Raw genomic sequence first — 13,771 nt, forward strand, 5'->3', positions numbered from 1 at the left:
TTTCCACCTGCCATTCATTCGACTATATCCTTCAAAAAAAAATCCAATCAACAATTCTATTTCAAAATAGTCTTATTAACAGATAACCCTTTATCCAATTTGATATGGAGGAAATAAACTCCTCCGGGTATTTCGGGAAAAGTAACCTTCTCCTGTTTCTGAATTCCGGAGAATTCCTGCTGGAACAGGAGCTTACCCGCCAAACTGATAATCTCCACTCTTTCCAGAAACTCCGGACTGTCAATAACAAAGAAATCACTTACTGGAACAGGAAACACTTTTACGGAAGCATTCAGCGCGGATTGAGCGTCATAAGAATCAACCGTGAATTCCATATCTCCCAGGTTAAACCCTCCATTGCCCATATCCAAACGCAATAATTCATCCTCCTTGTAAAGATCAACTTTCGCCGTAATGGTAATAAAGCTGTTCCAACCAGTTGTTTTAGGAATTGTAACCTGGCCCCTCTCTTCTTCTCCCACATAAAATGTTACAGGCCCCCGCAAATCTGCATCACTGGCAATTCTAAGTTCCACAAGATATTCAGCAGTTTCCTGCACCTGAACAGTATATTCCAGCCATTCGCCGGACACAATCCAACCCACATTGGCATTTCCATTATCTCCGTATTCAGTATCCACCTGTTCATCCTGCCGGGGGCCGGCTCCCTCATTGGCAATGGATTTATCGAAATAAGCAATATTCTGACCTCCAATATCATAGTGAGTGGAATTGATGGTTCCGGGAATGAGATGCGGTTGATTAATGTCGGGATATGGATATTGCCCCTTAGGAAAAACGTTCATATTTATAGCAAATTGATCGAGACAGGCATTATCCACCACCACTTCAACACTTCCGGATTCTGTTCCCCAGTTTACTTCAACCTGATGGGTTCCGATGCCTGAAACCACTTCGACACCTGTAGGAAAAGTCCATGAATAATCAGTTGTATGCATCCCGGGAAGTGAATATTGCATCCCCGTTTGGTTCATATCAAAAAATACAGGCCCTGCCAGTTGTGGCATTTCCAAATTAACCGGAAACTCAATAATCTCTGAGATCCCGGCACCTGAAACCTGACATTTTACAGTGCCCGCTGTGCATCCCCAGTCCAAAACAACAGAACTTTCATTTACCCCGGTTTGTATGGTGGCATCATCAGGAACCATCCATTGATAAGTCCATCCCTCAACAGCGTCAAGGCTGTATTCCAGATTTTCCTGGTTGGGAACCACCGTTTCGGGGCCTTCAATGAACACGGTTTGGGGCGACTTAAAAACGCGAACATATTCCACCTCCATGGTTTTGGGAAATAAAGTCGCATCCACGCCTTCAGCACCTCCCCAGCTGCCACCAACAGCGATGTTTAAAATTAAATGGAAAGCTTTGTCAAACGGCCATTCCGCAAATGTTTTGTTTTCGTTGCTAAAAGAGAAATGCTTCACATCATCCACGAAGAAATCAACACGGTCGGGGAACCACTCAATGGCATAAGTATAGAAGTTGTTCTCAGGATCGTCCAGTATGGTGGAATTGCCCACCTGGGTGTTGATGGAATGGTTGTAAGCTTCGGTATGAACTGTAAAATGCACCACATTGGGATCGTAGCCCACGTATTCCATGATGTCAATCTCTCCGCTGGCAGGCCATCCGCCATACTCCCAGTTGGTGGGAAGCATCCAGATGGCGGGCCATGCACCACGTCCGCCTGGCAACTTCGCACGAACTTCCACCCTACCGTATAGCCAGTCGCCTTTGCCTTTAGTCAGCAATCTGGCTGAAGTATAAGCGCTTCCAAGGTACGATTCTTTCCGGGCTTCAATTATCAAACGGCCATTCTCAACCCGCGCATTTTCCTCTCTGTTTTTTGTGTAGTATTGTAACTCATTATTTCCCCAGCCATCGCCTCCTACATCATAAACCCACTTTTCAGAATCGGGCAATCCGGTGTAATCAAACTCATCGGCCCAAATGAGCGTCCAGTTTTGGGCAAAAGCACTTGTCACAATGGTAAACAGCACAAAAAACAGTAGGAATTTCTTCATTGGTAGATTTATTTATTATTCCCCAAAAATGAGAAAACATTTGCAAAACAGCACATTATTTAACACATCAAAACCTCATCAATGACCTCATAAAAAACTCATCTTTTCACATCTCTTACGCACCTGAAACCTAAGTGCATCATTCCACTGTCAGGAGTTGATTTCATTCTTGCCGAGGCTCTGTAACCCGCACAATATGAATCATTACAAAGAAATGAGCCTCCTCTGTTGCTTTTTTCGCAACACCCAACAACCCGGATTAGTTGAAACAAATCCAAACAACAAAGGTGAATTCTCCTGAATGAACAGGAAAACTCACCTTTATTTTAGAACTTTACAAAGACTAATCCTTCTGGCTATCCTTTACAACAACCCCAAACGATTCCAGTTCCTCAACATCATCAGGATTCAGTTGCCAGTCATGTTCAAAAACACCTTCCACCAGAACATTATGATTGCTCTTCTCGAACAACAGAAAATCCTTCATCCCCTTTAATGCCTGAGCACCTTTGGCTCCTCCAAAACGACTGCCGGTTTGTGGCATTTGTCCTTCCTCTTCGGGGATAAAAGTCCAGAAAGGCAACCCCGAACTTACCACCACCAGATTCCCATTGTTGGGAAAGCAGTAAACCAGCCCCAGGCTATCCTGCTCGTTTTCAAGCCGCATCGGCAATTCAGCCGACAAGTCGGCAATTACACTGTTGGTTTCCCGGGTGCCAAACAGCACAAGGTTGGCGTTCAGCAAATCATCACGACTCACCTGACTATCTGCAATCACACGTGGATTGACAGTGCTGTTCTGTTCAAAATAACCTCCAAAAGAAACAGAAAAATCGGCCGCTTCGCCGGCCACTGCTTTCCTGGCGGCAACCTCTTCCATTCCTTTTGCATTCTGTGTCCCATAAACATACAGATGCCGGCTTGTAACCACCTCATAAAGCGGACCTTCCAGCCCTTGCTTTTTAGCAACCACAGGTGCATGGTATTTTCCGCTCTTCCATTTCCCGTCAACTTTCGTGAAAGAATGATTGTATTTAGGAAGACTGGAAATGGTCTGACCATCGATATTAACCGCAACCTTTTCGGAAGCATTAAACAACTTATGACCATTCATCTCCAGGGTAAAAGCTTCCAGATTATCCGTTTTAACACTGATGGAATTGTTACCGGTAAACTGAGCATCAATACGGGCCAGTGTTCCGGGAGAAAGTTTATCAATTTGTACCCAATATGCACCGGGACGTTTGTACCAACGGGTCGCATACTTTATTCTGCCGGGAAACGGATCGCGTTTTATGTTATCGAACCATTTAAAAATTTGCCCGTTGGCATAAGCATTTGCCCAGGAATCATGCTGAACACCCGGATATTCATGATACTCCACCATGGTTCCCATATTTCGCAACTCTTCCACAATCTGACGTGTTCCTTCGGGACGAACCACAGGATCAGCTCCTCCCTGATGAATGGCCACAGGAAGATTGAGCGCATTCTCTGTCAAATCAAAATATTCCTGAGGTGGTGCAGGACAAACAGGGGCAATAGCAGCAAATAAATCCACATAAGCCATTCCAAGATAGAGGGTGCCACCACCTCCCATAGAGAGGCCGGTTAGAAAAATCCGGTTGCGGTCAATTTTAAAATCCTTCCGGCATTTGTCGATAATCTGCAACACATCATCTTCCGGAATGCCCACGTAACCCATTGTTCCACGGGCATAAGGTGCCACAACAATATACTCAACATCATCCCATTCGGGGAAATAGCGGGATGCCTCTGCATCATTCTCTCCGGGCAAATTTGTCTTCCCAAACACCCGCTTTAACGCAAGGCGGTGGTTCGACATTGCACCATGCAGCATTACAACCAAAGGATATTCCTTATCGGGATTAAAATTTTGCGGCAGGTAAAGCCCATAGGGTTGCTCCGAATCGTCAATTTCGGAATAGAAGGTCTCTACCTGAGGGCCGGGCTGGTAGTACTGGGCCGAAATTGCTGAAAAGATGAACAGGGTAAAAAGAAATAAAATAAGAAGTTTTCTTAAAGACATATCAGAAAGTTTACGTTATGGAAATTGATCATGCTTTCAAAAATAAATAAAGTTTTAGGATATTCTTTCCCACAAAGGAAATGTTTCTCAAACCAGTGTCGTTTAAAGCATAAAAAAAGGGGCCACCCACAAATTGCAGGCGCCCCTTTTATGGGATGTTTACCAGTAGTGCTAAAGAAATGTTTAAGATATGTTTATGGAATATATTTTAGAAAGATTGAGTTCTTATATCAGGTAAACTTAAGTTGTGCGATATTAGTTGTGCGAAGTATAAGAGCTCAAAACACAAAATCATTCCAAAGCATAAAACTCAAACAGTTTCTAAAGCTCTTTTAACTTAATGTTTCTAAACCAAACATCATCTCCGTGATCCTGTAAACCGATAAATCCCAAATGTTCTTCCCCTCCTGCATTAATCATTTCTTCCCAACCTTTAAACTTGCTGTTTTCAATCATTTGTTCCCATTCCGGGGTCCAAAGATTATATTGGACTACAATCTCATCATTTTGCTTATGAGTAACAACACCTTCTTTAACTGTCACTGACCCGGAATTCCACTCCCCCCAACCTTTACTGTTTTGAGGATTTGCAGGAATCAGATCGTACAGGGACGCCGATTGACGATTGCCATTTTTCCCAAGCTTTGCATCCAGGTGATTAACATTATCTAAAATCTGATATTCAGGAGCTGAGCGGTAAATAGGTAATTCATCAAACTCCCGCGCCAAATAAAAAACCCCACTGTTGCCTCCCTTTGACACTTTCCAGTCAAATTGCAATTCAAAGTTCTTAAACTTTTTACCATAAATAATGTCTCCTCCATCCTGCGCACCAGCTTCTCCTTCACCAGATCCATTTATTTTTATGGCATCATCTTCAATAGTCCAGGCACCGGGAACAATATTTTTCCCATACCCTCTCCATCCATCAAAATCCTCTCCATTAAAAAGTAAAACCCAACCATCTTGTTTCTCCGAATCTGTCAGAGTATTTAAAGAAATAGCCTCTTTTGTGATTTCCGATTTGTTTTTTTCGGGTAGCTCGGATGTTTCATCACCATTCTTCTTTTGACCAGATGAGCCACAGGCTGCAAGAAATAATAAAAAAACGAACAGGCTCAAAAGAATAATTTTATTTTGCATAAGACAAATTTTTTAATGTGTTCAGGTAAATGAATTTAATTTTGCAATACTGAAAAGCACCCTAATCGACAGGTGCTTTTCAGTCTCAGGTTTTTAAAAATAATACCTCAATTAATAACCATCATTTTGAGTCAAATCTTCATTCACATCAATGGCCGAAGTGGGCAGTGCAAAAACTGTTTTGGTTGCATCCGTAGCTGGCTTTTCCTGCCACGTTCCTGTAAATTTACCAAACCGGATTAAATCCTGACGACGGAAACCTTCCCAGTAAAGCTCAAAGCCCCTTTCGTCTAAAATATCATTAAGCGTCAAAGTCTCAAGTTCAGGAAGCTCCATCCCCTCAGCACTTCGGTGCGATCGGATAAAATTGATATCTTCAAGGGCCCCGGCCTCATCACCATTTCTAAATTTAGCTTCAGCACGTGTCAGATAAATATCGGAAATCCTCAGAATGGGAACATCGTTGGACGAGGAAAACTGACGTTCTGTTTCGGGTTTGGGTGCAAACTTAACCACCCTGACACCGTAATTTTCGGGAGAATCTCCCAGAACAATGTCCGGCACAAAAATCAGGGGATCACCATTCCTCATCTCCAAAGGTTCACCATCAGGTCCATATTGCTGGCCAATAAGAAATCCCTGATTAAAACCGGTTTCGTCCATAATACGATCGTCATAAAACCGTGCATCGTTATCCCGGTCCCAGGTATCTACAAATGTAGATGTTGTGGAGCCACCATTCCAAAGACTGGTATAATTCCCAAAGGTCTGGCTATAGTGCAAAGTAAAATTGACCCAAACACTGCCACCGCCCATATCAAATTCATCACTCATGGGTACAGTAAAAATAAATTCAGGATGATCACCGGTAACATCATGCTGAAACATTGACCAATAGTCGTCCGTCACTTCATATTCACCAGAATTGATAACATCATCTGCATAAGAGATTGCCTCACTCCACATTTCAGCGCCTCCATAAACCTCATAATTAAGATAAAGTTTGGCCAGCAAAGCGTTTGCAGCTCCCTGGGTAACACGTTCAGTTCCAACTTCCGTTCTGGTTTTGAGATTCGGCAAAACTGCTTTCACCTCTTCAATGATAAAATCAACGGCTTCTTTTCCTTCCAAAACCTGCGGTGTTACTGAAAAATCAAGCTGATCAGAAGGGCGAAATGGGACTTTACCCCAAAGATCATAAATGACATACATATAATAGGCTCTTAGGAACCGGGCCTCATTGATATACTGCTCAGTTGTTTCATTCTGCTCAAACTGTCCAATATAATGAATGGCTGTATTGGAACGTGAAAGCCCACGGCTCATGGCATCCCAAACGTTCTTAAGTCTGATGTGATCTGCATTCCAGGTATGAACATGCAACTGCTGCCAAGCACCATTGTCAAACCAGTCAGTTCCCCGCGTAGGAAAAACCGTCTCGTCGGTGGTAATCTGCTGAAGTCCCCAATAGTCATACCACTCAATAAGCTGTCGGAGACTTGCATAAGGCGGATTAATAAGTGACTGAACGTTATTTGGATTGCGAATCAGATCGCCTCCAAGTGTTTCATCTATTATATTTTCTTCCAAATCGGTACATCCCATCATTGAGAAGGCCAGGAAAAACACCGACAGTGAAAAAAGGATATTATTTCGTTTCATAATTTTTTATATTAAAATAATTTATCAACATCAAAACTGAAGATTTACACCAAAAGTAATTGTCCGGGGCAATGGGTAAGATGTATAATCAACGCCCATAGACGGAACACCATTTTCTCCTGCATCCACACTCACCTCAGGATCAAATCCCGAATAATCAGAGATTAAAAGCAGGTTGTTACCGGTGGCATAGATACGGGCCGTACTGATCCAATCCAAAGCATTGGTATCAAAGGTATAACCCAGAGTAAGATTTGAGAAGCGCAGGAATGAACCATCTTCCACAAAACGGGAAGAAAATGCATTGGAGTTGGCGGGTGACTCATTTGAGTTATAAACGGCCTCAGTTACATTTGAATTACGTTCAAGTGTTCCCTTCACAAAAATGGCATTAGCTGTGTTGTTATAGACCTTATTACCTTCTGAACCATACCAAAACATGCTAAGATCAAAACCTTTGTATGTGAAAGAAGTGTTGAAACTGTAAGTGAAATCGGGCAAGGCCGAACCCAGTGGCTCCAATACATCATTTCCTTCCTCATCTTGTTTATATTGACTGATTCCTTCTTCGTTGAACCCCTCAAAAACACGTCCATAGAAAGTACCAATAGGTTCCCCATTTGTAATTATCTGCACCCGGGTTCCCGATAATCCCTGACCGGAAGCATTTCCTGTTTCGATTAACGTCACAGGAAGGTCTTCCACCTCATTCTTTACCTTAGAAAAATTAAAACCCAGATTCCAGATCAAATCATTATTTTGAATTATATCTCCATCCAATCCAATTTCATAACCGGTATTTATTATTTTAAGATCCGGAACATTCTGCCACTGAGTGTCTGTAACGGCAGGCGCTTTTGCAAAAACTTCAAGTAATACATCTTCTGTTTGTTTACTGAAAATATCAAGAGTACCTCTCAGGCGGTTATCAACAAACCCAAAGTCCAATCCAATATTAGTCTGATAGGTGGTCTCCCACTGAATATCAGGATTCGGAGTTCGAAGAAAGGTGATTCCCGGTGTTAAAACTCCGTTGAAATACCCATTGGCTGAAGGAGTTGTTCCGACAGCCAACAAAGAAATTTTATCCTGGATTTCCTGATTACCGGTCATACCCCATCCAATACGAAGCTTCAGATTACTAATAGCATCAACATCGGCAATAAATTGTTCTTCTGAGAGACGCCAGGCAATAGCTGCAGAAGGGAAAAAACCATATTTATTATTTTCTCCGAACTTGGAAGAACCGTCGGAACGTGCTGTTAGGGTAAGTAAGTATTTTTGATCAAGAGAATAATTGAAACGTCCAAAAAACGACTGCAATTCTCTTTCATATGCATAAGAACCAGCCTCGGGAGAAGAGGGACTGCCATATCCGAGATTATTGGTATAAAGAATATCATCAACTTCAAAACCAGTTACCCTGATTTGTGTCCCCGAGACTTTAAAATACTGATAAGCATGGCCGGCAAGAACATTAACTCTGTGCCGATTATTCAAATCAGAATTCCATGTCACGAAATTTTCAACCAAACGGTTATTGGCCGCAATTGAATTAACATTGGCTTCCCCTTTGTTTGTCAGATAATTAAGCTCATATCCCTGATTAACTTTCCGCTCAGCCACCGACCGGTCCAATCCGATATTCAGTTTATACTTCAGATTCGTGAGAAGCTCTAACTCTACCGACATATTGGTTAATATGCGATTGGTACGAGTAACATCATCCGTCAGATTCATCATAGCCACCGGATTACGCTGTTCTATAGTATGCTGATAATAGCTGCCATCTTCTGCATAAATAGGAAATGTGGGATTAAGTTTGAGTGCAGTAAGAATCAGATCACCCTCAAATCCACCTGTTTCACCAATGGGGGCACGGCTGTCTTCTACATGAGAGGCAATCAGGGTTCCCTGTAAATTCAGTCTGCCATCAAATGCAGTCTGGCTTACTTTTATATTACCATTGATCTTCTCCATGCCGGTGGTGGTAATGATACCTTCCTGATCAAGATATCCAATCGATGCACGATACATCAGATTATCAGTTCCACCCCCGTAGGAAAAGTTGTGGTTTTGAGTTTTAGCGGTCTGGAAAATTTGATCCTGCCAATCGGTACTGGCACCCAGATCAAGTAACTTAGTTCCATCCTGCTTGGTATATTGGCGGAATTGACTAGCTGACAACACATCAATTTTTTCTCTTACCTGCGATACTCCATAGTATCCATTATAAGAAATGGTTCCCTCACCTTTAACTCCCTTTTTTGTGGTAATCAGAATCACACCATTGGCACCCCGGGCACCATAAATGGCTGTGGAAGATGCATCCTTCAATATATCAATAGATTCAATATCTTCCGGGTTCAAAAAACTAATCGGATTTTTATTGGACGCCTGGTTAATTCCCGCAGGTGCAGCCCCGTCAGGGGTAAGATCGGCATTATCAAGCGGTACTCCGTCCACCACATACAATGGCTCTTGTCCGGAACGGATCGAATTTGTACCCCTTACCCTGACTGACATTCCGGCACCAGGCTCACCGTTATTCTGGAAAAATTAACACCAGGAACACGGCCCTGCATCATTTCAGCGGGTGAGCTAGCCACACTCTTGTTCATCTCGTCTTCAGTAAGCCGGCTGGTTGCACCTGTCATATCCGACTTTCTCATTACGCCATAACCAATGGCAACAACTTCGTCCAAGCCAATGGAAGTCTGCTCCATAACCACATCAATTCGATTTCTGCCTCTAACTTCAATGCTTTGTTGAAGCATTCCTACAAATGAATAATTGAGAATCGCATTTTCGGGAACATTCTCAAGTACATAATTACCATCAACATCAGTAATGGTTCCATTCATCGTTCCATCTACCACAACAGAAACACCCGGAACCGGATCTCCGTTTTCATCTGCAACCTGTCCTCTCACCGAAATTTCCTGTTGCTGGGAAAGGTCACTGTTCAAATACCTCGGAACAATCACAATACTTTCATCGATTACCTTGTATGATACGTTTTCACCCTCAAGAAGCTGGTTTAGCACAATATCGACATCATAATTGTCCACCGAAATAGAAATAATCCGTTCATCATCCACCACATCCTTTTTATAAAATAGTGAATAACTTGTTTGAGATTCAATTGCATCAAACGCTTTTGACAGTTTAACATTTTCAAGATGAATCGAAACTTTCCCTACCTGGGAAAAAGAATTGTTTGCAGAGGCTGTAAATATTGCCACAAACAAAAACATAGCTGACATTTTCATGATCAACAGGGTTTTACTTGCACGAGAATTGTAGAACCTTCCCGCACAAAGTGCAAATTTTTTCATACATTTGGATTGTTTAAACGTTAGTAAATGGCCCCGCTTTCGGGGCGTTTATTGAATTCTGACAGGAATCAGCCCCCACTGATTCCTGTTGTTTTATAATAATGTCAGTTACTTTTTCAATAGTATCTGATTTCTATTTATTTCATATTTTATACCTGTAGAAACCCGCAACATCTCCAATGCTTTAAGAATTGATTTATCAAGGCTTACAGCGCCTCGGTAACGAAAGTTTTTCAAATCTTCAGTTTCAAAAACAAATTCAACATCATAAATTTTAGCCAGCTGCCTGGTAATACAACTCAACTTTTCATCTTTAAACTCCAGCAAACCTGAATGCCAGGAGGTAAATATCCGCGTATCCACATGGGAAACTTTCATATCCGAGTTCCTTACTACCACCTGCGTCCCTGGTTCTATCTCCACTTTTTTATCAGCACTCTCAACACTAACCTTCCCCTCCTCAAGCGTTATTGTAACAGGTTCTGAAGTCTCGTAAGCCTCAACATTAAAGCTTGTGCCCAAAGCCGTAACTCTCACATTTGCTGCTTCCACCAGGAAAGGAGCGCTTTTATCCTTTTCAACCTGAAAAAACCCCTCCCCGTTTAATTGAATAGTCCGGTTCTTTTGACCATATTTTGAAGAATAGACCACTGAACTACCACCGTTTAACCAAACCCGTGAACCATCAGGTAGTTCTATACTGGATGACTGACCGTTAACAGAGGAGACTGTATAAAAAAACTCTTTCTGAAAAATGCCTGTATACCCAGAATACCAAACTCCCACCGACGCCATTAAAATGATAATGGCAACAGCTGCAACTCTTGTCCAACTGTAAAATCGATGAAGAAGTGTATATTTTGATTTTTGTTCCTCTGCTTCGTTTAGATTTATTGAGTGGTGAATTTTATCGAGAACAGAGTCAAAATCCACACCGGTTTCTATCTGTTTTCCCTCCAATTCGTACCAATATTTACTCAAAAACTGATGCAATTCACCTGTGGAAGCCTTAGCCCTAAACTTGGCCAAAACCTGTTTTTCCTCATTCGGGTTGCATTCCCCTTCAATGTATTTTCTAAAAAGCTGCTCCATTCAAGTTTTCATGGCAGGGACATTCATCCCTTAATTAATTTCCTATGACTTCTATATAGTAAAACGCACAAGGTTCGATTAACCCCTGAATTATTTTAAATTTAATTTACATTTTTTTATAATTTCATTGTTTAAACCTCACGAAAATCACTTCAAATCAACCATTTTCGGGTATGTACAAACAAGAATAATCTATAATATTCACTTAACCTGAATTGCTCATAAACAATCTATTACAACGCCCAACTATCAGCAATCAAAAGCCTCCTCATCAAATTTAAATTGAGAATAATTCACTATTTCTTTTCTCAATTTGTTTGCTAGTACCAGTCATTTTGGGTATTTAATCATCTCCTAACGAAGATTCGTGAATCAAACAAGTTAATCACTATATGGTTACAATCATGCTTCGCTGAAAAGTGTTGACTTATTTATGTTTTTCATTAAATTTTCACGCTGCATACCTAATTGAATAAAAAAGAAAAGACACCCCTTTGTGATTTTTTGTTTAATTTTGCAAAAAACAGAAAAAATGCCGTCAATTCAGGAAAAAGAATTTATTACAGGCTTAAAGAACAATGATAAATCTGCAGTTGATTCATTGTACAAGCATTTTCATAGCCGAATTTACGCTTTTGCCTTTTCTTTAATGAAAGTTGAAGAGGATGCGATGGATATCGTACATGAAGTTTTCATCAAGCTCTGGGAGAATCGCAAAAGTCTGGATGATGACACAAAAATAGATTCTCTTATTTTCACCATTACAAGAAATTCAGTTCTGTCCTACTTTAGAAAATTATCCAGTCAAAAAAAGTATTATAATCAGATGATTTATACGACTTTCCAAAACGACAAGAGTTCTACGGAAGAAATGATAAATTACAACTTTTTAAAAGAAAAAGTAGATTCACTTATACTTCAATTGCCACCTAAAAGTCAGAAAGTTTTTATTTTAAGTCGCGAAAAAGGTTTATCGAATAAAGAAATTGCAAAAGAATTAAAAATCGCTGAAAAAACTGTGGAGGATCATATTACAAGAGCCCTCGTCTTTTTAAAAAAGAATTTAAAAGAAGTTGGTATCCTTGGAACATTGTTCTGGCACCTGTTCATTTGTTAGTCTTTGCATGAAAGCACCAAATCCGGCCCGAAGCAGACTCCGGACAGAGTGTTATTTTCGTATTTGAAACAGTTTTCCAGAGAATCAGAACGCCCTACTTCAAAAAACTTATCTTTGACACCTTCTTATAAAAAATAGAAAAACAGGAAATTTTCCTACTGTCACTGGTTTGTTGGTTTCCTATTTTTTCTTTGTTTTTAAACAAATTTTGTTCGCTCATGTCCATTCTATCACATATCCTTCCTCAGGATGCATTACCTATCCGACTGAGCGATTACGGTCCGGGAATTTTCCCGGGTCTCCCCACCAAATCAGCCTTCAAAAAAGCATTGAAAAAGGGAGAGATACTGGTTGACGGACAGTCAGGAACCACAGGACACATCGTTAAGCCCGGGGAGAAAATTACCTGGAAAGCAACTGTTCAAAGGCCTGTAAAACTCTACCATATTGATCTGATGGTAATTTTTGAAGACGATTTTCTGGCTATCGTGAATAAACCGGCAGGTGTGGTGGTCAGCGGCAATCAGTTCCGCACGCTGGAAAACGCCATACCCCTGCACTTGAAACCATCTCCGCATACGGATGCTCTGGCGTCACCAAAAGCAATTCACCGGCTTGATGCCCCAACCAGCGGATTGATTATTATTGCCAAAACAGCGGGGGCCCGCGTAAAGCTGTCCACCCGAATGCAACAAAAAGAAATTCATAAAACTTACACCGCCGTTGTTATTGGAGAAACTGAAGAATCCTGGAGTTCCGAGACTCCGATAGATGAAAAACCGGCGAAGACTTTATTTAAAAAAATTACCTCAACCCCTTCCCTGCGCAGTGGTACTCTAACCCTGGTGGAAGCAAAACCAATAACCGGACGTACGCATCAAATAAGAAAACACCTTGCAGAAGCAGGAACACCTATCCTGGGAGACAAATTATATGGCAAAGAGGGGTTGATCATGAAAGGAAAAGGATTGTTCCTTTGTGCAACACAAGTGGATTTCTCTCACCCCTCTTCAGGTGAACAAATGAGCATTGAAATCCCACCTCCTAAAAAATTTGAGAAGTTTATGCAGGATGAACAACGGAGATGGGAGAAGTACAGGGTGTGAGTTTTGGGTTCTGAGTTTTGGGTTCTGAGTTTTGAGTTCTGGGTTCTTAGTTCTTAGTTGAGTTCTGAGTTTTGAGTTGAGTTGCGGCTTGAGAGTTTATTTCGAGTGGCGTGTTTTGAGTTTTGGGTTTTGGTTGCGGGTTTGCAGTTCCCCTTTCAAGGGGTTAGGGGGTGGTGGTAGCGAAATGGGTTTTGGTTTTTAACCACGGAGCGGTG

General features: G+C 41.4%; 10 protein-coding genes. 2 read left to right on the top strand and 8 right to left on the bottom strand.

Going from position 1 to position 13,771, the window contains the following annotated elements:
* Positions 1–56: 56 nt before the first annotated feature.
* The 8 genes from QZZ43_RS17300 to QZZ43_RS17335 all read right to left on the bottom strand — a co-directional run bounded on the left by QZZ43_RS17300 (position 57) and on the right by QZZ43_RS17335 (position 11,333).
* Positions 57–2,048, bottom strand: coding sequence for a family 16 glycosylhydrolase (locus QZZ43_RS17300; protein WP_291861931.1), 1,992 nt, complete (start codon positions 2,046–2,048; stop codon positions 57–59).
* 98 nt (positions 2,049–2,146) lie between these two features.
* A complete protein-coding gene (locus tag QZZ43_RS17305; RefSeq protein ID WP_367221706.1) occupies positions 2,147–2,326 on the bottom strand; it encodes an SUMF1/EgtB/PvdO family nonheme iron enzyme in 180 nt (59 codons plus the stop codon).
* Positions 2,327–2,391: 65 nt separating this feature from the next.
* Positions 2,392–4,098, bottom strand: coding sequence for a dienelactone hydrolase family protein (locus tag QZZ43_RS17310; protein WP_291861933.1), 1,707 nt, complete (start codon positions 4,096–4,098; stop codon positions 2,392–2,394).
* A gap of 321 nt (positions 4,099–4,419) precedes the next feature.
* Positions 4,420–5,241: a DUF1080 domain-containing protein gene (locus QZZ43_RS17315; protein ID WP_291861935.1), complete on the bottom strand. Its 822-nt coding sequence runs from the start codon at positions 5,239–5,241 to the stop codon at positions 4,420–4,422.
* A gap of 111 nt (positions 5,242–5,352) precedes the next feature.
* Positions 5,353–6,903 carry a RagB/SusD family nutrient uptake outer membrane protein gene (locus QZZ43_RS17320; RefSeq protein ID WP_291861937.1) on the bottom strand — a complete coding sequence of 517 codons (1,551 nt, stop codon included), beginning with the start codon at positions 6,901–6,903 and terminating at the stop codon, positions 5,353–5,355.
* Positions 6,904–6,933: 30 nt separating this feature from the next.
* Positions 6,934–9,429, bottom strand: coding sequence for a SusC/RagA family TonB-linked outer membrane protein (locus tag QZZ43_RS17325; RefSeq protein WP_291861939.1), 2,496 nt, complete (start codon positions 9,427–9,429; stop codon positions 6,934–6,936).
* Entirely contained in the window at positions 9,414–10,175 is a 762-nt protein-coding gene (locus QZZ43_RS17330) for a SusC/RagA family TonB-linked outer membrane protein (protein ID WP_291861940.1), read from the bottom strand. The genes QZZ43_RS17325 and QZZ43_RS17330 overlap by 16 nt, the downstream gene beginning before the upstream one ends.
* Positions 10,176–10,349: 174 nt before the next feature.
* Complete coding sequence (locus QZZ43_RS17335) at positions 10,350–11,333, bottom strand: FecR family protein (protein ID WP_291861943.1); 984 nt, start codon at positions 11,331–11,333, stop codon at positions 10,350–10,352.
* Positions 11,334–11,865: 532 nt separating this feature from the next.
* Here QZZ43_RS17335 and QZZ43_RS17340 point away from each other — a divergent pair.
* Complete coding sequence (locus tag QZZ43_RS17340) at positions 11,866–12,450, top strand: RNA polymerase sigma factor (protein ID WP_291861945.1); 585 nt, start codon at positions 11,866–11,868, stop codon at positions 12,448–12,450.
* Positions 12,451–12,668: 218 nt separating this feature from the next.
* The gene (locus QZZ43_RS17345) at positions 12,669–13,556 is read left to right on the top strand and encodes an RluA family pseudouridine synthase (protein WP_291861947.1); all 888 of its coding nucleotides are present in this window, start codon (positions 12,669–12,671) and stop codon (positions 13,554–13,556) included.
* Positions 13,557–13,771 lie beyond the last annotated feature (215 nt).

Source organism: Marinilabilia sp., assembly GCF_016278715.1.
Classification (GTDB): Bacteria; Bacteroidota; Bacteroidia; order Bacteroidales; family Marinilabiliaceae; genus Marinilabilia.